Genomic DNA, 25,739 nt, shown 5'->3' with positions numbered 1-25,739 from the left:
GAGCCGACACAGTAAGACAAGCGTCCTTTTTGGCTTACTGTGAGAGGCCAACCCAAAGCAAGGCGGCGAATAGTATCGGGAAGAAAAAAATAGAACCTCGCAACCATTCCACAAGCAACCCCTCGGTATCCTCAAACATTTTTGTCCCGGGAAGCGATTCCCGATCATATTCTCGATACCATCCCACGTCGAAAGTGAATCCACTCAACCAAAACGCCGTATTAATCTTCAGTAAAATCTCAATACGCCCAAGAATCATTCGAGTCTTGCCGCTCAAGGAAGGAGAAGGCATATAGGAACCCTGCGCAATGGTCTGGCGTCTTTACCTAATATTAGCCCTATTGTAATAATTGTAATAAAGATGCTATGATGGATTCATTAATTATGAGGTGTTTATTGATGAAAAAGACAAGAAAATTAAATTCTCCGCTGCTTGTATTAGTGATTTTATCCGTCCTTCTGCTCATTAAGCTGGGGGTATTCCGATACTTGGTCTACGGCGAAGTATCTTGGCTGCGCCTGGTGGCCATCGACTTCCCGGTATTCATGCTCTTGCCGGTCCTGTTGTTTGTCGTGCTTCGGCGGGTCAGCCCGCTCGTTGCGTTAATCTATAACCTGTTCGTGTCAGCGCTTCTCGTATCGATTGTCTGGTATGAACGCTATTTCCAGACCGTGCCGAGCTATTTTGACCTTCAGCAAGGCGATCAAGCGGGATCGGTCATGGAAACGGTCAGCTTATTGTATACGCCGCTCGATTTCCTGTTCTTTGCTGATATTCTTGTCTATGCCGCATTATTCGTCCTGTACTGGAACCGGCCATTGACGATGAAAAACCGCAAGAAAATCAGCGTTGCCGCTTTTGTATTAGTGGCGGTGAGCGCGGTGACGACGGTGGTCGCGCTGCAAAAACCGATTTTGGATATGACTTTGTTCGCCAAGGAGCAAGGCTTCATCCAGACGCAATTGGTGCAGGCGGCACAGCAAAACAGCGCGTCGGCCCAGATGCATTTGGTTTCGGACGAAGAATTGGCCGAGCTCAAGGGCAATGAATTCGTCCCTTATACCGAACATGATCGCTTCGGCATCGCAAAAGATCGCCATCTCTTCGTCATCCAGATCGAGTCCCTGCAGAATTTTGCGATCAACCAGTCGATCAATGGGCAGGAGCTGACACCGAACCTCAATGAGCTGCTCGGCGACAGCTTGTATTTTGACCGCATGTTCCAGCAGATCGGCGCAGGCAACACATCCGATGCGGAGTGGCTTTTGCATATGTCGCTGATGACAAAAGGTTTGGATCCGACGGTCAACTACTTGAATGGCACCCCGTTGCCGTCTCTAGTCAACATGCTCAATGAGCGTGATTACTACACGACGACTTACCATGCGGACAAGCTCGAATATTGGAACCGCGCAGAATTATACCCATCGCTCGGTTTCGACTATGCCTACTCGAGTGAGGAGATCCCGAATGAAGACTTGATCGGTTTATGGCCATCCGACCGGACGATGTTCCAGTTTGCGGAAGGGGAAATACAGGAGCAGATCGCGTCCGGCAAAAAAGTCTATGCGAATTTGATGACAGTGACGAGCCACACGCCTTTTGAAGTGCGTGAACAGGACAAGTATCTGGAGTTGCCGGAAGAGTATGTCGATACGTACACAGGGAACTACCTGCAATCCATTCGTTACGCCGATGAAGCGGTCGGGGAATTTATCGATTTCCTGAAAGCGGAAGGCATTTACGAGGAATCGATGATCGTCGTCAACGGAGACCATTCCGGGCTTCACGGCCGTCCAATGACGAAAACGGATAACGAGCTGATGGCCGGCTTGCTCGGCCACACATACTCCTTAAAAGACCGTTTCCTCTTGCCGTTCATTATCGCAGCCCCTGGCTTATTCGAGTCGGAAGTGAATTCCAATTTCGGGGGCCAGGTGGATATGATGCCGACGATCATGAATTTGATGGGCATCGAACCGCAATCCCCGATGGTCGGGCATAATATGCTGCAATACGAGAACAACTTGCTCGCAGTGCGTTATTATTTGCCGGGAGGCTCTTATATCACAGGCGACCATATGTACTTGGGGCAAAACGCCAGATATCCGGAACGTTATTATGACTTCGACACGATGGAGCGGATCGAACCTGATAAGGAAACCATTGAACAGAAACAGGAAAATGCCTTGAAGATCTTAAATCATTCCGATGCCTTATTGAGCAATTTCTTGGATGAAGGCGAAGAAGAAGCGGAAACTGGGGAAGAGAGTTGACTCTTCCCTGGTTTTTTTTGTAAATTCAAATTTACGAATTTTAATGCAAATTTATTACATAATCAAGACAATTATATTGAATCTAATTACCTAAATTGTGTACACAATGAAGCTGTTTTTCGTAATTTATATAGGACTATAATCTTCGTGTCGAAAAAATTCACTTTTAAACGCTGTATAAAGAATCATTTTAAGAAAATATTGTAAAATTATCTTGTTTCTCCTAATTTTCCCCCGTACTATTAGGTCAGAAAGAGGGGAATGTAGCATTGAAAAAGAAAATTTTGATTGTGCTGTTGTTGCTGCTAGCCATTGGAGTGGGAACCGGGACTGCTTCAGCCGCCGGTAAACCGACTGTCATTCTAGACCCGGGACACGGGGGAGCTTACGGTGGAACGGCTGGTTACTCAGGTAACCGGACCGGCTATTACGAAAAACACGCCAATATGGAAGTGTCGAAGCGATTGAAATCCGAACTAGAGAAAAGAGGATTTGTCGTTCACATGACCAGAACTTCCGATGTCCAGTTTTCACGCATTTCATCCAGTGCCGATCTCGTCGAACGGATGAAAGTCGCAAACGGAATGATTTCAAGCGGAAATAATGACAATACCGTTTTCATCTCCGTTCACCATAATGCGACAAGTTCACCTACATACGGCGGATACGAAACGTATTATTTCGATAACCGCTATGCAAGTTCATCTTATCCGCCATCCGTATTGCAACGCCATTACTCGCCGGAAAGCGGCCGTTTGGCAACGAATACACACCGTTCAGTCATCGCTTCAGGTGTCAAGGAAGGCCGCGGGATCATCGCGAACAGCCTGTATGTGACGCGTACGGCGAACGTGCCATCCGTATTGCTTGAAGTGGGCTACATGTCCAACCCGACTGAAGAGGCGATGATCAAGCAATCGTGGTTCCAGCAAAAAATTGCGGCGAACGTGGCAAAAGGCGTAGATGATTTCTTCGACGTTTACGTCGTCAATGACAAAAACGGCAAAGCAATCAAACATTACACATCGAAAACCGATGCGTTGAACTATTCGAAAACTGTTTCAGGCAGTTATGTTATCCATAAGAAAACCGGGAAAGTGGACGGCGCAACAAAGCCGGATCCCGAACCGGTCGACCGCCCATTGGTTTACGGCATTTATCATCCATCCGTTAAAATGAGCGATAACTTGTTCGCAACAGAACAAGAAGCCATCAACGAAGCGAAAAAATGGAAGAATACGCGTGTGGTCCATACAACCACCGGCATCATCCATTGGTCGAATTACTTGCCGAAGAAATTTGTCGTCTTGGATGGCAGCGATAAAGAAGTGACGCGTTTCTACCAAGAAGAAGCAGCGATTGCGCATGGAGGCAAATTATCCAAAGCGTCCGTAATCGATGAATCGACATTGGAAAACGATATTCTTTGGTCGAACTTCAAGCGCAAGAACTTCATCGTCCGTTCAAAAGATAAAGGCGAAATGATTCACCTGTACAACCGGGAGGAAGCCCGCGACTATGCACGCAACTGGCCGAACTCGGAATTGTTTGACGTGTGGGCGCAAAAAGTGATCTACACGAACACAGACACAACGAAGTATTCCTATACACCGCAAAATGTTCAAGGCAAGAGCCGCATCGATACAGCCGTTGCTGTGTCTAAGCTGCTCTATCCGAATGGATTTGCCTCCACAAAGGGCCAGAAAACTGTCGTATTGGCTACGGCCAATCAATACGCTGACGCATTGTCGGCAGGCCCGCTTGCCGCCCATTATGGCAATGCGCCGATCCTGTTGAGCAAAACGGATTCACTTACTCCGGCTGTTGAACAAGAATTGAAGCGCTTGAAAGCGAATAAAGTGGTGATCGTCGGCGGTACGATGGCACTCTCAAGTTCCGTCGAGAGCAAGTTGAAAAATATGGGCTTGACGGTTGAGCGCCTGTCTGGCCAGACCCGTTATGCCACAAATGAAAAAATCAATGAAAAACTGCCTGCCGCAGACGGGGTGTTTGTGACGGCAGGAAATAACTATCCGGATGCTTTGACGGCTGCCAGTATTGCGGTTGTCAAGAACTGGCCGATTGTTCTGGTAGCGGATGGCCAAGCAGTCCCGAACAGCTTGAAAACAGCTTTCGGTGACGAAGTTGTCATCGTCGGTGGTACCACTGCAGTTTCGGCATCATTGGAAAAAGCCGTTAAACGCGAAATCGGCTCTGACGCCGTGCGCAGACTGTCAGGAAAAACACGTTACGACACAGGGACGGCAGCGATCGATTACTTCGCAGATGAATTCATGTCGAACCGCTTGATCGTCTCAACCGGCACGAACTACCCGGATGCGCTCGTATCATCCGCAGTCTCTGCACGCTATAACGCACCGCTATTCCTGGTGCCGGATAACTCGATGCCATCTACATTAACGTCTTCACTGACGCAACACAGCAAAGAGAAATTGATCAACCGCACATATTACATCGGCGGGGCGGTCAACTCGTCCATCAAAACGACAATTAACGCAATGCAAAAATGATAAGGTGGTTATATACATGAAGAAATTCAGTGGCCTTTTGCTCTCAGCCGTCCTGCTTGGCGGCTGCGGCACCGCTGTGACCGATTCTGCAGAAGACGATAAAGTCAACGGCACAGGCGGCACAGAAACAACCGAAACCGAAGCCGCGGAAACAGAAACAACCGAAACGGATGTCGAATCAACAGAAAACGCGCCAATCGAAGTAACGGACCCGACAGGCATACAGCTCTACATGCCTGAACTGGGCCTGATCAAGAAATTCCAGGTGGAAGAATTCGAATTGACCCGTGAAGTGCTTGAAGTATCCGGCAACAAAGTGCTCGAAGAAATCACTTTCGGTGAAGCTGTGTCGATCGAAGTGACGGAGTGGAATGAGTCGTCCATGAACATGCTGATCGAAACTTCTGAACTCGAAGGCGAGCGCGACATCTCGATCGAAGGCTTGGTACCGATGGATGGGCCGGTCGTCATGATCGATGAAGCCAACAGTGCAGAAGGCGAATGGGTCGTCACATCGAACGATGAAACACTCGAAACGCAAGCGGGCACATTCGAAGACGTATTGGTCGTCGAACAAGTCCTGAAATCCGAATCATCCGACCAAGTCACGACCATGACGCGTTACTTCGCGCCGGGCCTTGGATTCATCCAGGAAAAAACGGTAGTCGCTAACGGAGATGCCAAACAGGAATCCGTAGTCGCTTTGGTCAGCTACGAATAAACACGAAGAACCATCTGCCTCTGGCGGATGGTTTTTTTTGTGCAAATGACATTGGTTTATGGAGGTGATAGGGAAGTGTAAAATGAAAAAGTGATGAGGAAAGCTTCGGCTTTGCGACTGCGTTCCAGGGGGCTGCTTGGGGCCCGCAGGATGCGGGTCATGCAGCTGATGCGACAGGACGTCGCGTTTTCAGCTGCCCGGGGATGGGCGGGTGCCCGGTCAAGGGGGCAAAGAAGAGGCCTGCGACATATCTGCACGCAGATCTGTCGCAAATGAATAAGCTCAGCTCGCCTTCGCTTATTCATTCGCGCGGTCCCACAGGCGTCAGCCCCCTTCCACTTCGTCTCTAGTTTTCGAGCGGAGGGAACCTTCTTCTCTCCACTCATTAATATGTGTGAAAGTGCTTCATGTATTATAGTTTGTATCATTTAGACCCAAGATAATACGATCGTGGGTGTGAATTTACCACAAACTTTTCGATTCAAACGGCACAGCACCAGATGCCGCGTTCTGGGAAGCGATTCCCCCACTAGCCGGCAACTGAATACAGAAGAAAATCCGCTTAAACAATCTACAAACAATGAAATGTCTCAGCTGCCGGCGCCCAGGGTGAGCCGACGCAGTAAGACAAGCGTTCTTCTTGGCTTACTGTGAGAGGCCAACCCAAAGCAAGGCAGCGGCTACCTGGTTGAGGCTAAAAATAATGATCGCAACGACTACACAATCAAACCCTCGCTATCTCATCCACATAAGTCCCGGGAAGCGATTCCCCCGCTAGCCGGCAACTGAATACAGAAGAAAATCTGATTAAACAATCTGCAAACAATGAAATCTCTCAGCTGCCGGCGCCAAGGGTGAGCCGACGCAGTAAGACAAGCGTTCTTCTTGGCTTACTGCAAGAGGCCAACCCAAAGCAAGGCGGCGGTTACTTGGTTGAAGCTAAAGATAATGATCGCAACCATTTCACAAGAAAACCCTCACAATCTTCATCCAGGAAGCAATTCCACCCTATAAGACAAGGCGCAAAAAAAGGAAATAAAAGTTGAAAAAGTACTGGAAGAATTTTAAAAAACTTATTTGGAATTAAACAACCCATAAAAGAATAATTTAGGCCTAGGAAATTTTAAAATCTCACTTATAAAAAAATAGATGAATTAATTGTAGTTATAAATACCTAATTTTATTCGGAACTCGAAAATTTATTTTTACGAAAAGGTTCCTTTAGCACATGCAATTCGCAGGAATATATTGCTCTATTAATCATCTTTTATGCTTATATGATTTCTATTAAATTCCATTAATTCAATTCACAAGAATATTCAAATAACATATTGACATAATTGTATGACTATTGTTACTATTTTATCTGTGAGGAAATACGTACATAAATGGGAAACATACATAGGATGAATTTCCTCGAAAAAACATTAGGGGAGGCTACATTGTGCAAAACGGTTCAAAGACTTGGAAAAAGTTTGTATCTGTTGCCATGATCGCAGGTTTAGTTGCAAGTAACGGTGTAATGACTGCAAGCGCTACATCTGGCGATAAAGAGAAAGCCAATGAGAAAGACCTGCAGGCAATCAACGTTCTTTCCAACGAAAAAGCGGAATTGATCAAGCAGCTTAAGAAAAAAGAGAATGCTGAAATGGTTCAAAAAGATGCATTGGACCCGAACGAAGAAGTTCGCGTCATTGTTGAAGTTGAAGGCCAGTCAGCGGTTGAAGTGGCATCTGCAAAAGGCGTCCAATACAAGACACTTTCTAAATCGGAAAAAGAGCAAATTGAATCTAAATTAGTGAAAGCGCATGCAAACGTGAAGAAAACGATTTCTTCCAAGGGCGTTGAACTAAACTCTGAATTCGAATATACGACGGCCTTCAACGGCTTCAGCGGACAAGTTAAGTATAGCGATGTCCAGAAGATCAAAGAGTTGCCGAACGTTAAGAACGTATACATTGCAAACGAATACGAAAGACCGGAAGCGAAACCGGATATGACGACAAGCCATGATTTCATCCAGTCTCGCCAAGTATGGGCTGACAGCAAGTTCCAAGGTGAAGGGATGGTCGTCGCTGTAATCGATACAGGAATCGACCCTGACCACAAAGACTTCAACATCACAGATGAGTCAAAAGTCGATTTGACGAAATCGGACGTTGAGGGACTTGTTTCCAAAGACGGCTTGAAAGGCGCTTATCAAAACGTCAAAGTACCTTATGCGTATAACTATTATGATAAAAACGCTGAAATCCAAGACGATGGACCTGATGCTTCCATGCACGGCATGCACGTTGCCGGAACAGTGGGCGCTAACGGGAACGAAGATGAAGGTGGCTTGAAAGGTGTGGCTCCTGAATCCCAGATCCTCGGCATGAAAGTATTCTCGAATGACGTCAACTTCCCGTCGACCTTCTCCGATATCTACTTGGCAGCAATTGACGATGCAGTGAAACTTGGCGCGGATGTATTGAACATGAGTCTCGGTTCAACTTCATCATTCTATGACGCTGACAGCGCGGAAGACAAAGCCATCACAAACGCCGTCAACAACGGAATCGTATCAGCTGTATCAGCTGGTAACTCTGGGCATATCGGCTACGGCTACGATAACCCGCATTACGACAACCCGGACTACGGTTTGGTCGGATCCCCTGGGCTTAACAAAGACACGATCCAAGTTGCAGCGACAGGGAATGTCGTCAACCACTATACGCACGAAGTGGAATTCGATGAGTTCACAGTCGAAGGATTCGGCGTAGATGATTGGACGGATTTCGAAGTTCAAGGCGATGACATCGAAGTTGTATCCTTGAAGGAATTGACAGGAAATCCGAATGCATTGGGTGCTGCTTCCGATTATGAAGGCATCGATGTGGAAGGCAAGGTTGTTGTCGTTGAACGCGGTGAGCATACATTCATCGATAAAACGAACTGGGCAGCAGCAGCCGGCGCAGCTGGCATCATTGTTTACAACTCTACAAGCAATGTTTTCTATAAAGATCAGGGTGGCTGGGATATTCCGTTCATGAAGATTACCCGTGAAGACGGTTTGGAACTGGAAGCGGCACTCGCTGAAGACGGCGAACTTGGCGCAGATGTTGAACAAACAAATGTTGAAGAAGGACCTGAAGTGGGCCGCGCGACTGACTTTACTTCATGGGGCGTAACGCCGGACCTTGAGTTCAAACCGGAATTGTCTGCACCAGGCGGAAACATCCTGTCGACGCTTGAAAACGACAAATACGGCGTGATGAGCGGGACGTCCATGGCAGCTCCACACGTTGCGGGCGGCGCGGCACTTGTCCAGCAATACCTGAAAAACCATGACGAGTTCAAAAACCTTTCATTGGAAGAACGTACTCGCCTGGCGAAAGTATTGCTTCTGAACACTGCTGACATCACGCACGGCAAATCAGGCGACACAATCTCACCTCGCCGCCAAGGCGCTGGGATGATGCAACTTAACGGCGCGGTCACGACGCCAGTCATCTTGACTGAAAAAGCGACGAATGAAGCGAAAGTGAATGTTAAAGACTTCACTGAAAACTCCTTCACGTTCACATTGAAAGCCGAGAACTTGACGGATAAAGAAGCGACGTATTCAGTCGATACTTCCGTGCTAGTCGATATGTTCCAGGAAGATGGCGAAGTAACATCCAACTTGCTGAAGTCAGGCGCACTTGAAGGAGCGAAAGTTTCTGCTCCGGAAACAGTGACGGTACCGGCTAACGGAACGACAGACGTAACAGTGACGATCGATATCAGCGAAGGCAAAGTGCCTGGGCTTGATAAAGACGGCAACTCTATCACGAAAGCGCTTGAAGAAGATGTCTTCGTGGAAGGCTTCGTGAAATTGACTGCTGAAGAAGGTTCATCGAATCCTGATTTGGTCTTGCCATACATCAGCTTCTACGGTGAATGGGACCGTCCGGACATCATCGATTCCTTCGGTGTCGAAGAAAAAGACGAGCCGCATTTCTACCAGCAGTATTATGATCTTTACAATATCGAAGACGCTGATGATGGCGTTTACTACTACGACCTAGTGGAAGTTGACGGCGAGCTTGTTTATCCAGTATCTCCGAACAACGATGGCTTGAACGATAAGATCAACGGAAACATCACGCTGCTCCGTAACGCGGATGAGCTGCAAACGAATATCTTGAATGCAGAAGGCGAGAAAGTCCGTACAGTCAACATCGAGAAAGACGTCCGCAAGAACTACTTTAACGGCGGATCCGGCACATTCCTCAGCTATTCGGAAGCCCGTGCTTGGGACGGCAAAGTGAAAGGTGAAGTTGCGGCTGACGGCTTGTACGAATATGAGTATAAAGCGAAAGTCGATTACGAAGAGGCAGATTGGCAGAGCAAGAAATTGCCGGTCTACATCGATACAACTGCACCGGAAGCTTCTGTTACTGTAAACGAAGATGACAACACATTGGAAGTTTCCTTGTCCGATGAAGGTGTCGGCGTTGCATTCTTCTCCGTGAACGTTGACGGCGAGCGTTTACCTGTTGAAGGATACTTCGATGCTAGTGAAACTGTCATCGATCTAGATGAGTTCGGTTTGGATGCTTCAGAAGCTGACTTGATCGAAATCATTGCATATGACCACGCTTATAACGCTGGTTACGCAATCTCGAATGCAGATGACACTGTGAAACCAGTCATCTATGTGGATGATAATGGCCCAGCGGCTCTTGGCCTTTACGGAACGAACACTGTGCCGGTCAAAGGTTATGTAGTTGAAGAAAACTTGAAAACATTGAAAGTGAACGGCAAAGAAGTGGCATTCACTGAAACGGATAAAGGCTTTGCGTTCGATACAACAATCGAGCTTGAAACTGGCCGCCACGATGTGAAGTTCGAAGCGACGGATTACAACGGCAACACGTCTTCGATCATCCGCCCAGTCTATGTGGATACAGTGAACCCGACGCTTGCAATCGACGCTCCTGGCGTTGTTGACCAAGACGAGGAATCAGTGGAATTCGACATCACGGTAAAAGACAACTTCAACTTGGTGAAACTATCCCTTGACGGAGATGTTCTTTACAACCAGGATGTTTTTGACGAAATCACTGTAGCTGATCCAGTAAGCAAAACAGTAACGGCGAAAGTCGACTTGGCACCAGGCCTTAACACATTCAAAGTGGTTGCTGAAGACGGCGCTGGCAACAAGGTCGAAAAAGAAGTGAAGATCGACCGTTCTGATTCTGAACTTCGCGCAGAGCGCATTTCCGGTGCAGACCGCTACATCACAGCAGTTGAGCTGAGCCAAGAAGGCTGGGAATCTTCCGATACAGTCGTCCTTGCACGCGGCGATAACTATGCTGATGCTCTAGCAGGCGTACCACTTGCGAAGAAACATGACGCACCGCTTCTATTGTCACGCACAGCGAAATTGCCTGCAGACACTTATGAAGAAATCAAACGCCTTGGCGCTAAAACAGTTCACGTCCTTGGTGGAACTGGCGCGATCTCTGACGCTGTCGTGAAGCAATTGAAATCTGACGGCATCACAGTAGAACGCATCAGCGGCGCAGACCGTTTCGAAACTGCAGCGAAAATTGCTGAGAAATTCGGTAAATCCGAATCTGCAATCGTCGTCAGCGGCACGAACTTCCCGGATGCTCTAAGCGTAGCTAGCTATGCTGGATCTGAAGGCACACCGATCTTGCTTTCCCGTACAGATTCAGTGCCGAACGCAACAAAAGCGGCATTGGTGAAATTGGGCGTGGAAAACAGCTTGATCATCGGTGGAACTGGCGCTATCAGCGAGAAGGCAGCTTCCGAGCTTCCTAACTCATTCCGTATCAGCGGTGCTGACCGTTACAAAACTTCACTTGAAGTGGCGAAATACTTCGGCAACCCAACTGATACAGTTTACGTAGCAACAGGCAAATCTTATGCGGATGCTCTAGCAGGCGGCGCGCTGGCAGCGAAAGATGATACTGGCGTCTACTTGGTAGGAAAATCCGTACCAGCAGAACTTGGCGAACACTTGCAGAAGAATGGCGTTGAATACGTGAAAGTGATCGGTGGATCACAAGCCGTATCCGATGACATCTTGAAGCAATTGGACGAGTACTTGAACAATAAGTAAGACTTATGAAAGCGGAGTGCCCTCGGGCGCTCCGCTTTTTAATGCTCTATTTCAAATCTGATTGAAGTCGCTATTATAATAATAGAAACTCATCAGCGAGACGAACTTGAAATAAAGTGATAACCAATTTATAGGGTGAAAAGAACTCCTTATAAATTCCTTTTTATGGAATTCATTCAAATCATTTATTACAAACAGAAAAAATGTAAACGTTTTCGAAATATTTATCAAAATTTTACTTACCTTCGAAATCTTTTGTAGTATTATGGGTAATAGGGACAAACGTCTTCATACATAGTCAGAAAGATACAGCCGTGAGAGACGTTCGTCAAAAAAAATTGATAGGATGGTGTAGAAATGCCGAAAAAGATTTTCACTTCTGTAATGGCGACGACACTGGCTTTGACAGTCGTCGGGATCTACGATTCGCAAAAAGCGGAGGCAGCTGAAGGCGATTTCGAGTTAACGATCATGCACACGAATGACACGCACGCGAACCTGGACAACGCGCCGAAACGCGCAACTTTGATCAAGCAGCTTCGTGCGGAGAATGCGAACAACCTATTGCTTGATGCAGGCGACGTTTTCTCAGGCTCATTGTATTTCAACACCTTCGAAGGGCAAGCGGATTTGGCGTTGATGAATTATATGCAGTATGACGCCATGACGTTCGGTAACCATGAGTTCGACCTTGGTTCGAGCGAAGAAGGCCACGCTTCACTAGCTGAATTCGTTGGCGGAGCAGACTTCCCGTTGGTCGGGGCTAACGTTGATTTCTCAGGCGATGCGAATATGTCACCGCTGGTAGCAGGCGAAGCGTTTACAAAAACGGCTGCTAACGGACAAATCTACAGCGGCGTTGTGAAAGAAGTGAACGGTGAGGAAGTAGGGATCTTTGGCTTAACAACTGCTGAAACAGCTGACATTTCAAGCCCGGAAGATATCCTTTTCACTGATTATATCGACGCGGCAAATGAAGCAGTTGAATGGTTTGAAGGACAAGAAGTCAATAAAATTGTTGCTTTGACGCACATCGGCTATGACGATAACGCAGCAGTCGATAACGACCGTACGCTCGCTGCAGAAGTAGATGGAATCGATGTAATCGTCGGCGGACATACACATACAAAACTATTGCCACCAGTACAAGTGGAAGATACAGTCATCGTCCAAGCGAACGAATACAATAAGTTCCTTGGCCAATTGGACGTCACTTTCGATGAAGCTGGAAATGTAACAAACTTTGTCGGTGAGCACCACGAAGTTGCGCTTGCTGAAGAAGATGCAGAAGCGGCAGAAATCCTTGCGCCATTTAAAGAAGAAGTGGAAGAATTGAAAGAAATGGAAATCGGTGTTGAAGCAAATGTCTTCTTGAACGGCACGCGCGGAGAGTTCGGAATTCGTGCAAGCGAGACGAACCTTGGAAACTTCATCACGGATGGTATGCTCGCAAAAGCGCAGCAAATCAATCCTGATACAACGATCGCCCTTCAAAACGGCGGAGGCATCCGTGCTTCCATCGAGCCAGGCCCAATCACATATGGTGAAGTATTGACAGTCTTGCCATTCGGCAATGCCTTGGCAATTATGGAAGTTACTGGCCAGGAACTCAAAGATGCTCTTGAGCACAGTGTCCGTGAATACCCGAAAGAAAACGGCGGATTCCTTCACGTATCTGGCATGTTCTTCAACTATGACGGCAAAGCACCAGTAGGCGAACGCGTCTTGTCTGTCTTTGTTGACACAGGTGGGGAAACTTACGACGAATTGAATTTGGAAGAAACGTATACAGTCGCAACGAACTCGTTCACTGCTAAAGGCGGCGACGGTTTTGACTCATTTGGTAAAGCTTATGAAGAGGGACGTGTTACTGAGCCTGGCTTCACAGACTGGGAAATGTTCGAAGAGCATGCACAATCCTTCGCTGATGAAGGTGTAGAGCCATACGAAGAGCGCCGCATCAACCAAGTGCGCTTGTCTGGTGAAAACCGTTACGAAACAGCAATCGCCGTTTCGAAACAAGGCTGGGAATCAGCTGATACTGTAGTCATCGCTCGCGGCGACCAATATGCGGACGCTTTGACAGCAGCTCCACTAGCTGACCAAAACGAAGCTCCAATCCTATTGACTCGCTCTGGCGCATTGGCTTCTGGCGTCGCTGAAGAAATCGCACGCCTTGGCGCAACAAATGCCATCGTACTTGGCGGCACAAAAGCCGTTTCAGCTGATGTGGTAGCTGAACTTGAAGAACTTGACCTTGAGGTTCAACGCATCGGCGGCGAAACACGCTATGACACAGCTGTTGCCATCGCGAATGAACTTGAAACAGCAGCAACTGATGCAGTTGTCGTAAGCGGTTTGAACTTCCCGGATGCTTTGTCCGCTGGTTCTTATGCAGCAGTCAACGACAAGCCAATCCTGTTGACGCGTCCTGACCGCATTCCGGCTGTCATTGCAGACGAACTCGAAAACTATGACACAACGACAATCATCGGCGGATCACAAGCTGTTTCTGAAGGCGTAGCGGATGAATTGCCGAACGCTGACCGTGTCAGCGGCGCAGACCGTTACCTAACTTCTGCCGCAGTTGCAGATCTCTTGTTCGACGGCGCAGTTGAAGGCTTGGCTGCAAACGGCCAGAACTTCCCGGATGCTTTGACTGGAAACGCTCTTGCAGCAGCTTATGAAGCACCGATGCTTCTTGTGAAAAAAGACAGCGTCAACTCCGTTGTTGAAAACCGTGCGCATTACTATGGCACAGTCTTCACTTCAGGCGGAACGCAAGTCGTTTCTCCAGAAGTCATCAAAGCATTGCACGATTGATCGAAATACTAATACCCGGCTGCTCAGGCAGCCGGGTATTTTTTTGCCTTTGAGACTTCTATTCGTAAAGAGATTGAGAAAAGCATTAAGACTTGGTTAAGAATCCGTGAGATTCCGTATTTTTTCCATATTTTATAGTAGACTATCTATAGAGATTATGTAGAGAAACGGACGTGACAACGATGCAGAAAATCGTAACATTCTTAGCGGCGATTATGGTGGCTTTCACCGCCTTCCTCATTTGGCCGCAGAAAGACCAAAGCGAAGGATTTGGCGATGCAGAAACACCGGATCCAAACGAAACGGCTTCAACAGACGCCACACCAGACGACTCGCCGGAACCCGAACCTGTCGAACCTGAACCGTTTGAACTGACCTTAATCCACACAAACGATACCCATACCGTGATGGACAATATCGCACGGCGCGCCTCACTGATTGAAGAAATCCGCGGAGCCAGCACCCATCATCTTTTATTATCGGCAGGGGATGTAACGTCTTGGGAAATTGGGCGAAAAGCGCAGGATTCACTGGCTAATGCCGTGTTCATGAACCACCTCGATTATGATGGGATGGTGCTCGGCAACCACGAGTTCGACCTCGGGGAAGGAGTTGTCGATCATGGCCCGCTCAGCACTTACGTTAAAAACGCCGCGCATCCAGTGCTTGGCGCCAATGTCGACTTCTCGCAAGATCAATTCCTTGAGCCCTATGCAGACTATAGCTATACGGACGCGCCAGTAGATGGCCGCATCAATAAAGGTTTCGTGCAAACGGTGGGCGATGAACAAATCGGCATATTTGGCATCACGCATTACAAGGAAGTCGTGACCGTTCCTGGCGATGTTTCATTCGCAGATTATACCGAAGCGGCCAAACAAGCGGTCGCCCATTTCGAATCGATCGGCATCGATAAAATCGTGGCGTTGACCCATATCGGCGTCGGGCATGATCGGACATTGGCGAAAGAAGTGGCAGGCATCGACGTTATTATCGGCGGCCACTCGCATGTTACGACCAACCCACCGAACCATATCGGGGATACGCTAGTCGTACAGACCGGCGAATACGACACCAACCTCGGTGAACTGAACGTCGTTTTCGACGAAGCAGGCAAGATCGTCGACCATTCCGGCAAATTGCACCCGACCAAAAAAGCAGAAATCCATCCAGACACAGCACGCGTGCAGGAACTGTTCGATGAAGCCACTGCACTTGGCATCATCAGCTACGAAGACTTTATCGGACATGTCATCAAAGCCGGCGAACTGAATACATATGAAGCGTTTATCAAGTGAACACAGAACAGGCACCCATTCGCAATGAAGGGGTGCCTGTTTTTTTGATGGGGATAGGAGGTAGGGATTAAAAAGAGGAGAGAGGACAAGCTTCCGCTTTTTGACTGCGTTGCAGGGGACTGCTTGAGGCTCGCAGGATGCGAGTCATGCAGCTGATGCGACGAAAACTGTTAGATAGAAAGAAGAGATTTGAAAAGCTTCCGCTTTTCGACTACGTTGCAGGGGGCTGCTTGCCGTGGGGCGGGTGTTGAGCCGAGCGCGGCACGTTTGTCTCGCCAGCCCGCGCAGTCCCACAGGCGTCAGCCCCCTTCCACTCCGTCTCTATATTTAGAGTGGGAGGTATTTTCTTCAACCTACTAATTTCTTTTACGTGAAAGTGCGTCATGTTTTGTATCTTGAGTCATCTTATTTTTAAGAATGCGCAAATTAATTCGGATCTATCCGCATAATTTAAAAGTAAGCAGCCATGTGCCAGATGAAGTGTCTTGGGAAGCGATTCCCCCACTAGCCGGCAACTGCATAAAGAAGCAGATCTACTTAAACAGTCAACTTGCAATGAAATCTCTAAGCCGACTAGCGCCCAGGGTGAGCCAAAGCAATAAGACAGGTGTTCTTCCTGGCTTATTGCGAGAGGCCAACCCAAAGCAAGGCGGCGACTATTAGAATGAAGCTGAAATCAAACATCGTAATAAGTCCACAAACAACAAATCCTCGCTATCTATCCCAAACTTGTCCCGGGAAGCGATTCCCCCACTAGCTGGCAACTCCATACAGAAGCAGATCTACTTAAACAGTCAGTTTGCAATGAAATCTCTCAGCTGCCGGCGCCAAGGGTGAGCCGACGCAGAGGACAAGCAGTTTGTTTGAGCATCACATCAAGCACCTTGCTCCCACATCTGCTATGCAGATGCGTCGCCAATGAAATGACTCAACTTCCTTTCACTATTTCATTGGCTTATTGCCAAAGGCCAACCCAAAGCAAGGCGGCGACTACTGGAATGAAGCTAAAATTTAACAAAGTAACAAGTCCACAAACAAACCCTCACTATCTTCTCCTGCATCTCCACACAAAATTCCCAACCCATAAAAAAACCTCCTCCCGGAATCCCGGAAGAAGGGCAAGCGTTAATACGAATCAACATCCGACTGCGACAGATGCCAATCTGTAAGTTCGTCATACGAACCCGTGCCGGTGAAATCCTTGATCACAAACGGCATCGGGCTATTGATATGGAAAAAGCCGGCTTTCTTGAGTGCGCGGTAGCGCGGGCTATCCGGCACCGCCCAGCAATTGAGCGCATCCGCCTGCGTGTGCCGGCGGATCGCCTTCAATTGATCCGCAATGACCGCTTCATCATTCGGCCCGAACAAATCGACAATCGTCGCGAAAGTAACGCCATTATCTTTCGTCTCCTCATGCAATACGCAATAGCCTTCCGCATAACCGTTCTGCTCCAAGGTATACACTTGGTAATCCTTTGTCGGATGGTCCAAGAAGCGACGCTGGATATAGCCTCCGCTGCGTTTTGCATGGAGCGGATACTGGTTTTCGAAACGGCCATACAGCATTTCCGCCACAGACAAACGGTCGCCGAGCGGGCGTAACTGGTGCGTGCTCCTTTTCGGGACGCTGACAGAGAACGCTTTATCGAGCGGGGCCTGGATCTTTTTCAATTTGCCTACTTTTGCCGCAAGCAGAGCGCCTGGCTTGTTGACGGCAAGAAAGCGGGGAACGTTTCCGAGATCCTTGCCGCCAGCCACTTTCATGAACACTTGCTTCGCCGTTTCAGCAGGGAAGCCGTAGAGAATATCGAGTCCTTCCGCTTCGCATTCCTGCATCATGCGGGAAACGATTTGCTTGTAAATGCCGCGGCCTTGGAAATCCGGATCGACCATGATGTCCACCCGTTCACCGAGCGTTAGTTCATTCCCTTGCTTCCGTGCTGTCAACTTCAAGAAAGCGGCATGGCCGTTGATCTGGCCGTCTTCTTCTGAAACGACAATCGTCGCGCTCTCCGGGAATGTCCCGAACTTCCATTGCCATTCGGCGAGAGAGCGCTTTTTGCCGAATACTTTTTCGTAAAGGGCATTGATGCCGGCCTCATCCCCCGATTGGTATAGGCGGATCATAAGGTTTCACCGTCATCCTGCAGCCCGAAATCTTCCCGGCGCGACGCCGCCGCAAGGAGCGCGAAGAACGCCAGGCCGAAAATATCGGATTCCCATAGGTTGTAGACAAGGCCCATGAAGTACGCGCCCAGCAAGATGCTGGCAGTGAGTGAATACAGATAGCTTTCTTTATGTTTCTTGACGTAACGCCATAGCATCGTCAACAGGAAGACAGCAAAGGCGATGACGCCGAGTATGCCGGTTTGGACGATGATCTGGATGTATTGGTTATCGGAGTAGAACTTATGGCCGATTTCGTATTCATCGTAGATCGGCGAACCGTTCGACAGGGTAGTGGAGTCGCCGAACGTGGCAAATCCAGTACCGATGATCGGATGGTCCTTGAACACTTCGAAGCCGGTCTTGACGATGAACAAACGGCCTGAGCTTTGGCTGCCGGTGACGGTATCCTCACTGAATGTGCTGCCGATGCGGTCGCGGAATCCGGACTCGCCGCCGACATCGAATTGCTGGATATTCGTTACTTTTTCGCTGCCGATGTCCGTGCTTTCAATGAAGTTGGTCAATAAATTCAATGGCAGCACGACCAGGACGAGCGCGATTACCAAATATTTCACGAAGTCGATGAGCACCTTCATCTTGTGTGTCATGATCAGGAAGGCGACGGCCGCGATCAAGAAGCCCAGCCATGTGCCGCGCGAATAGGTCAAGACAAGGATGCCGACCAACAAGACATTCAGGATATCCATATAGCGCGGATTGAATTCCTTCAATTTATGTTTCGCATAATAGAAGGCAATGAACGCGAACATGATATAAATGCCGAGCACGTTCGGGTTGCCGAGCATGCCGTAGATGCGCACGCGGTTTTTTGCCGATAAGGCCATGGCCTGCCAGGATTCAGGCAGGAAGAAATTGCGGATGGACAGTTTCTCCGCCATCGCCTGGATGATGACGAGGATTGCCGTCCAGATGAAAATCCAGACGAGGTTGACCAAATCCTTGCGGGTGATCCCGAGGCGGTAGACGATGTAATAGACCAGGTAAAAGAGCAGGAACTGGCGCAAGGTCATCGCGATCAGGACAGGGCTGATGCCCGTGATGAGTGCCGAAATCGAGCCGATGGCAAGAAATGCGAAATACGCGTATTCGAAATTCTTGAAACGGAATAATTTCCCTACTGTCTTGCGGTTCATCCAGAAGACCTGGAACAAGGCACCGAACACGAGCGCTTCGGTTAGATAGTTGAGGCCAGGATTGTATTGCGTGATGAATTCACGCACCGGTATGTAGACGAACAGCAACAGGATGCCGTGCTTCGGATTGATGAACGCATAGGCGAACAACACAAGCGTCAGGGCATAACCGATGATGGCGAGTTCTGTATAACCGATTAACATGATGGCGATCAAGGCGATGAGCCAAAACCATTTTTCGTTATCATTCTTAAAAAAATTCATAATGTCCTCCAATTGCATTGATAATTAGCGGCTTTGATAAATCGCCTTTTTCAATTTCAAATTCTTGAAAATTGCCCACCACAACGTGATGGTGCGGTTCGCTTGCTTGAAATGCTTTTCATATTGGCGGTCTTCGGTTTTCAGGTGATCGGCCGCCTGGATGAATTGCTGCGGAGTGTTTTCGATGAAGGTTTCCACATAGCGCGCTTGTCTATCGTTTGTCTGTGAAGCTTTGATTTCAGCGAGTGCCAAAAACCCGTCGAATGCGATCACTTGGCTCTTGAATGCTTCGGTGGCCCGTTGTTTGAGCGGGAACTGATCGGTTATGTCCACGATGCAATTGATCTCTTCCGGCGGCACGGGGCAATTGATCTCGTATTCGCGGACGGTTTCTGGCTGGTGTTGTGTGTGCTTTAAAGCATCGGCTACCAGATGGGCGCTGTAGACGTGATCCGGATGCGCATCGATCAAGCTGGTCGTATAGATTGTATCGGGGCGGATCTCATCGATCAATTCCTGGAAGCGTTCGCTCGATTGGACATGCTTGATCTCGCTGTCGGGATAATCGAGATAACGGACGCCCGTAAAGCCAAGCAAATCCTGGATCGAGCGCAATTCCTGCTTGCGCGTTTCGGCCAGGGCATCGGCTTCCACCGGGGCGGCGTTGCTGTTTTTGCCATCGGTGATGATGGCGATGGTGACTTGTGCGCCCGTATCGGCATAGCGGCGGATGGTCCCGCCGAGACCGATCGTTTCATCATCGATATGCGGCGCGAATACCAATACGCGCTCTGCCCGTTCAAGGGGAGTGAGCGGCTTATCCGCTTTGTAAAAGCGTTTCAAGGACGTTTTAATGGCCGGGTTCAGCACCGGCGCAGCGTTTTTCATTAATGCCTGTTTCATAATGCGAAAAACTCCTTATGATTTTCTGAGCTTGCTGATGAGGAAGCGGGCGATCTCCGTTTTCAAGGCCAGCGCCGCGATCACATAGACAATGGCGCCAACGATGGCAGTCAAGGCGAATCGGATATAGATGTGCAGGTCTTCAAGAATTCCTGAAGAGAGCCACAAGGCCAATAGCATAGCAGTGGTCGCCGCAAAAATCTTGGCTGCGTCTTTTGCGATGAAACGTGTATTGAGCTTGCCTTGTGTCCGGTTGAAGACCACCCAGTTGAGCGCGAAATAGACGAGCGCCATGACGGATGAGGCGAGCGGTATCGCCAAATACGAGTCGAGCAAGGCGATGAACAGGAAGTTCAAGGCGACATTGAGCGCAATCGAGAACAAGGAAATGCGCAAAATGACGTGACCTTTCTTTTTCGAATAAAAGGCTTTGTTCAGGATGTTCTGCAAACTGAAGAACAGCACAGACCCCATGTAGAGGTAGCCGACAGTCGCAGTGGCCGCCGTCGCGTCGGCCGTAAAGGCTCCACGTTCATAGACGATCGTGATGAGATCTTCCATCAGCCACATCATTCCCGCAACGGCAGGCAGCAAAACCAGGAGCGTCAGCATCAAGCCGTACTCGATGCCTTGCTTGAAGCCTTTCTCGTTGGCGTTCGCAATGGCTTTCGACAAAATCGGGAAGATGATCGTGCCGATCGTCACGCCGATTATGGCCTGTGGGAAATGGACGATATTTTTTGCGAAGTTAACATAGTTGATCGCGGAATCGCTGAATGAGCCAGCGAAAATATTGTCGATCGTCAAATTGACTTGCCCGACCATCACCGTGATGGCGACGGGGATGAAAATGATCGAAAAGGGCTTGATTTCTGCCCAGTCGAGCTTGCCGAATACTTTATGGCTATCTTTCGGGACGAACCATAAGCGCTTGATGATATACGACAATAACGCACCGGTCAAATAACCGAAGGCGAGTGAGTAGGCGCCGAGCTCATCTGCGAATAGAACGGCACCGAGAATCGTGCTTCCGATGACGATGATCTGCGAGATGACCGACAACGAGAATTTACTTTCCGCGTCGAGATAGGCCTCGTAAACCGAGTTCAATGAAACGAGGAAGACGGCGATGAAAAAGACGACCGCCAAACCAACACTCAATTTGATGGCTTCAGCCTGTACATCGGCCTGCAGGTTGGAAAACGGGAATAGCTGCGGCAACAATAGCGGCGATGCCAGTACGCCGATGACGGAGACGATCAAGCCGAGCACCATCGTCCCGCGGATGATCTGGGAAAAATGATGATAGCCGTGGCCATCCGCATTCGCGTGGATGAAACTTGGCACGAAAGCGTTCTTCATGCCTGTCGTGAAAAACAATATGAACATGTTCGGCAAGGTGAATGCCGCGAAGTAAGCTGCCGATTGATAGGAATCCCCAAATTGGAAGGCGATCACCATATCCCGGAGCAGTCCTGAAACCTTCAGGAACAGCGAAGCGATAACAAACAAGATGCCGGTAAGTGCGAGTTTTCTGCCCAAAACAAAATCCTACTTTCTTCAACTGGTTATGCGGTAAAACGCAAAACCGTATTCTTTCCTTATATAAGAGGAGCAATTATCTCCCAATTCCATTTCCCTATCTTATCACGAAACCTCTCTTTTAGACGTCTGCTAGCCGATTATGTTGCAAAAAAATTCACATCCGGCAAGGGGGTGAGTCTTGAGAATTACCTTATAGAAACAACTGGGGATAAAACTAGTTAAAAGACCATTTTAAAGGATAAAAAAGGAATTATTATAAGTAATTTGGGTATAAAAAGTTAGAATTTACAATTTATTAATAAAGCGCTTACAATTTTTTAGTATACTGGATGCGTATGACAATAAATTATCAGAGGAGTGAAAGTTTGTGACAAAAAGCGCGTTCAGCAAGGTCTTTTTGAGTCTTTTACTGGCTTTATCCGCTGCCTTGCCATATATGGCGACAGCCGATGCGGCAGAAACCATTTCAGTTGCAGAAGCCATTGAAAATAACACCGGAACCGCAACGGTGAAGGGCTTTATCGTTGGTACTGTAGTTAGTAGTGGTGGCAATTATGATTTAGAGGCACCGTTTACTTCAGCGACCAATTTAGCAATAGCTGACAGTCCGGACGAAACCGATCCGGCGAAAATATTGTCAGTTCAATTGCCATCAGGGTCCGTACGCACTGGCCTGAACTTGGTCGACAACCCGGCCAACTACAAAGCGGAAGTGACCATCACCGGTTCATTGGAAGCTTACTTCTCAGTACCGGGCTTGAAATCGCCTACAGCTTACACGATTCTCTCTGAAGGCGAAGCGCCACCGACGGCAACGCCTGTAGAGAATGTTCAGGAAGCACGTGACTCGGCAGGAGAATTGATCTCGGTGGAAGCGACCGTGACAACCGGAACGGGCTTCTGGGGCGGCAACGCTTTTTACGTGCAGGATGAGACAGCGGGCATCTATGTCTACACATCCAGCGCAACTGTCTCGCCGGGCGATATCGTCCGCTTGGAAGGCACCGTTTCTACATACAGCGGCGAGCTTCAATTGCAGCCGAACACGGTAGAAGTCGTGTCTACCGGAAATGAATTGCCGGAAGTACAAGTAATCTCGCCGGCAGGTGTCAACGAAGAGACTCAAGGCGAACGTATTTCGATCGAACGCGTCGAAATCACTGGCTTGAAAGCCGTTAACAATTATGGAACGTTCGAGTTTACGGCCGTCGCGGAAAATGGCGAGCAAGTCGTCGTCCGCAACGACAACCGCAATGGCTTGACGTTCGAGGACTTCACGAAACAATACAAAGAAGGCGACTTGATCTACCTTTCAGGCATCGCTTCGAAATACAACGACACGTACCAAGTGAAAACGCTCGGCTTCGAGAGCTTCGAGCTCGTCAACAAGCCGGCAGTGTACACAGATATCTTCCCGGGCGTCGTCTCGGAAGGAACTGAAATCACGCTCGCAAGCGGGTGGGATAATGCAACGATCTATTACACAACAGATGGATCTGAACCGACAACGGACAGCGCGGTTTATGCTGAGCCAATCGTCCTGACGCAAGATACGGTGATCAAAGCGATCGCAGTGACAGGCGAAACATCGGAAGTCTTTTCATTTGAGTACACGGTCCTGAAAACCAAGGACTTGAAAATCCGCGACATCCAAGGGCAAGGCCATTTTTCGAAATATGAAGATGTGGCTGTCAATGAAGTGACGGGCGTCATCACGCATTTCTATAACGGCGCAAACTTCGTCATCCAAGACACGGAAGGTGACGGCGACTGGAAAACTTCAGAAGCGATCATCGTCAACCGTTCATCCGCATCCAGCAGTTTTGCAGTTGGGGATGTCGTAACAGTCGCAGGGACGGTCGAAGAATGGTTCTATAAAGGCTATTCCGATATGCGTGACAATGATTTGCCGCTCACACGCATCCGTTCGACGGACGTCGTGAAAAGTGGAACGGCGGAACTTCCTGAACCGATCATTATCGGAGAAGATGTGTTCCCGCCGACGCAAAACATCGAAAATGACGGCTTGACGGAATTCCAGCCGGAAGAAGACGGCATCGATTTCTGGGAAGCGCTTGAATTGATGCGTGTCGGTGTAGCCGATGCACAAATCGTCGGGCCGCAAGACTACGGTGAAGTATTTGTAGTATCGAAAAACGCAACGAACAACGAGTTCCATAAACAAGGCGGAATCCTTCTGGAAGAAGACGATTTCAACCCGGAACGCATTACCGTCACGACAGGTGAAGGCGTCGTCGCTAAAGCAGGCGATACATTCGCTGAAGCTCCGGTCGGTGTTCTCGGATATGGATTCGGCAACTACCAGATCTGGACGGACGAAACGGACGTGCCGGAAATTGTAGACGGCGGAACAGATCCGGAAGAAACATGGATTGAAAACGCAGAAGACAAACTGACGGTCGCGGCTTATAACGTCGAAAACTTCTCTGCAGACCCGAGCCACACATCGGACGAGAAAGCGCAGCGCATCGCAGAATCGTTCGTCAACGACTTGAACTCGCCGGATATCATTTCAATGGTCGAAGTACAGGACAACGATGGTCCGGAAACTTCCGGAAACTCCGATGCGACCGCTTCTTATGAACGTCTCATCGCAGACATCGAAGCAGCAGGCGGGCCAACATACGCTTGGACCGACATCGCACCGGAATACAACCAGGACGGCGGGCAGCCAGGCGGCAACATCCGCGTCGGATTCCTGTACAACCCGGACCGCGTTACATTAGCTGAAGGCACAAAAGGGACAGCGACACAGGACAACTCGTGGACACCGGAAGGCGACCTTGAATTGAACCCTGGACGCGTTCAGCCAATTGCAATGCCAAACACGCGCAAGCCGCTCGCGGCACAATTTGAATTCCAAGGCGAAGAAATTGTCGTCATCGCTACGCATTTGAACTCCAAAGGCGGGGATCAAAGCTTGATGGGGCAAAACCAGCCGCCGCAATTCACTTCTGAAATCGAGCGCATCGAATTGGCGAAAGCCATCAACGGCTTTATCGCAGATGGATTGGAGAAAAACCCGGAATTGAATGTTGTCGTTACTGGCGACATGAACGATTTTGAATTCACGCCAGCCCTTAAAGCGCTAGAAGGCGATATCTTGACGAACAAAGTCAACGATGTCCCGGAAGAAGACCGTTTCTCTTACTACTACCAAGGCAATTCCCAAGTGCTCGATCACTTATTGGTGACGAACAACTTGGCGGACAACACAAAACTGGACATGGTCCACATCAACTCGATGTTCATGGAAGAGCACGGGCGTGCATCGGATCATGACCCACTACTTGCACAGATCACATTCGATAAACCGCAAGTGCCTGGTGAGCAAGAAGCGGATCCTGATTACTCCGGGATTCCAGCTGTCATTGAAGCGGGTGAGTTCGACGAAAATGGCGCGCTGGATATCGACTTTACGGAAGGCACAATCGATGAGCTCGTTGAAAGCGGGAAAGATTTGCGCATCCAATTGGACGATTCCAGTTTGACGTTCACGCCGGCGAACTTGCAACAATTGGCACAAGCAGCGGGTGAGGGCATGACGCTTTCGCTCCAAGCAGAAGATGCCGAGCAAGTGAATATGCGCCCGACCTTGACTGGACAGCTCGACATCGCGATTTTGGATGTGGAAGGTGAAGAACTAGACTTGAACTTCTCGGAACCTGTGGAATTGAGTTTCCAAACAGACCCAAGCATCAGCATCCAATTCGGTGCACGCGAAGATGAGAAAGGCAAATGGAAAATCATCCAAGGCAGCAAAAACGGGTCGACGTTCACATTGGAAGTCAACGAACTTGGCCATTACACTGTCGTCACGAATAAAGGGCAATTGATGAAGAACAGAAGATAAGCAATAGGCGAAAAAGCTGGGGAAGAAGCATTCATTCCTCGGCTTTTTACTATTCGCAACAACAA

The 25,739-nt window shown here is 48.7% G+C and carries 11 protein-coding genes; 7 read left to right on the top strand and 4 right to left on the bottom strand.

Features of this window, described 5'->3' with window-relative positions:
- The first annotated feature begins 399 nt into the window (after positions 1-399).
- The 6 genes from BBI15_RS12530 to BBI15_RS12505 all read left to right on the top strand — a co-directional run bounded on the left by BBI15_RS12530 (position 400) and on the right by BBI15_RS12505 (position 15,762).
- Entirely contained in the window at positions 400-2,277 is a 1,878-nt protein-coding gene (locus BBI15_RS12530) for an LTA synthase family protein (protein ID WP_068869982.1), read from the top strand.
- 269 nt (positions 2,278-2,546) lie between these two features.
- Positions 2,547-4,808 (top strand): cell wall-binding repeat-containing protein, encoded by a 2,262-nt coding sequence (locus tag BBI15_RS12525; RefSeq protein ID WP_068869980.1) that lies wholly within the window; start codon positions 2,547-2,549, stop codon positions 4,806-4,808.
- A 16-nt stretch (positions 4,809-4,824) separates the two neighbouring features.
- Positions 4,825-5,529, top strand: coding sequence for a hypothetical protein (locus BBI15_RS12520; RefSeq protein ID WP_068869978.1), 705 nt, complete (start codon positions 4,825-4,827; stop codon positions 5,527-5,529).
- Between the two features lie 1,444 nt (positions 5,530-6,973).
- Positions 6,974-11,641 carry a cell wall-binding repeat-containing protein gene (locus tag BBI15_RS16760; protein WP_068869976.1) on the top strand — a complete coding sequence of 1,556 codons (4,668 nt, stop codon included), beginning with the start codon at positions 6,974-6,976 and terminating at the stop codon, positions 11,639-11,641.
- Positions 11,642-11,998: 357 nt separating this feature from the next.
- Positions 11,999-14,464, top strand: a complete 2,466-nt coding sequence (locus tag BBI15_RS12510; RefSeq protein ID WP_068869974.1) for a cell wall-binding repeat-containing protein — start codon at positions 11,999-12,001, stop codon at positions 14,462-14,464.
- Between the two features lie 182 nt (positions 14,465-14,646).
- A complete protein-coding gene (locus BBI15_RS12505) occupies positions 14,647-15,762 on the top strand; it encodes a bifunctional metallophosphatase/5'-nucleotidase (protein ID WP_157101663.1) in 1,116 nt (371 codons plus the stop codon).
- Between the two features lie 1,125 nt (positions 15,763-16,887).
- On the opposite strand, the gene BBI15_RS12500 is transcribed toward BBI15_RS12505, so the two are convergent.
- The 4 genes from BBI15_RS12500 to murJ are packed head-to-tail and all read right to left on the bottom strand — an operon-like array spanning position 16,888 to position 21,797.
- Positions 16,888-17,892 (bottom strand): GNAT family N-acetyltransferase, encoded by a 1,005-nt coding sequence (locus BBI15_RS12500; RefSeq protein ID WP_068869971.1) that lies wholly within the window; start codon positions 17,890-17,892, stop codon positions 16,888-16,890.
- Positions 17,889-19,352: an O-antigen ligase family protein gene (locus BBI15_RS12495; RefSeq protein WP_068869969.1), complete on the bottom strand. Its 1,464-nt coding sequence runs from the start codon at positions 19,350-19,352 to the stop codon at positions 17,889-17,891. The genes BBI15_RS12500 and BBI15_RS12495 overlap by 4 nt, the downstream gene beginning before the upstream one ends.
- Before the next feature lie 24 nt (positions 19,353-19,376).
- Positions 19,377-20,255, bottom strand: coding sequence for a PIG-L deacetylase family protein (locus tag BBI15_RS12490; protein WP_068869967.1), 879 nt, complete (start codon positions 20,253-20,255; stop codon positions 19,377-19,379).
- 15 nt (positions 20,256-20,270) lie between these two features.
- Positions 20,271-21,797 carry a murein biosynthesis integral membrane protein MurJ gene (gene murJ, locus BBI15_RS12485; RefSeq protein WP_068869965.1) on the bottom strand — a complete coding sequence of 509 codons (1,527 nt, stop codon included), beginning with the start codon at positions 21,795-21,797 and terminating at the stop codon, positions 20,271-20,273.
- Positions 21,798-22,167: 370 nt separating this feature from the next.
- On the opposite strand from murJ, the gene BBI15_RS12480 reads away from it, so the two are divergent.
- Positions 22,168-25,674 (top strand): DUF6359 domain-containing protein, encoded by a 3,507-nt coding sequence (locus tag BBI15_RS12480; RefSeq protein ID WP_068869963.1) that lies wholly within the window; start codon positions 22,168-22,170, stop codon positions 25,672-25,674.
- Positions 25,675-25,739: the final 65 nt, after the last annotated feature.

This window comes from Planococcus plakortidis, from assembly GCF_001687605.2.
Taxonomy (GTDB): domain Bacteria; phylum Bacillota; class Bacilli; order Bacillales_A; family Planococcaceae; genus Planococcus; species Planococcus plakortidis.
This window is presented reverse-complemented; position numbering and strand designations above follow the sequence as displayed.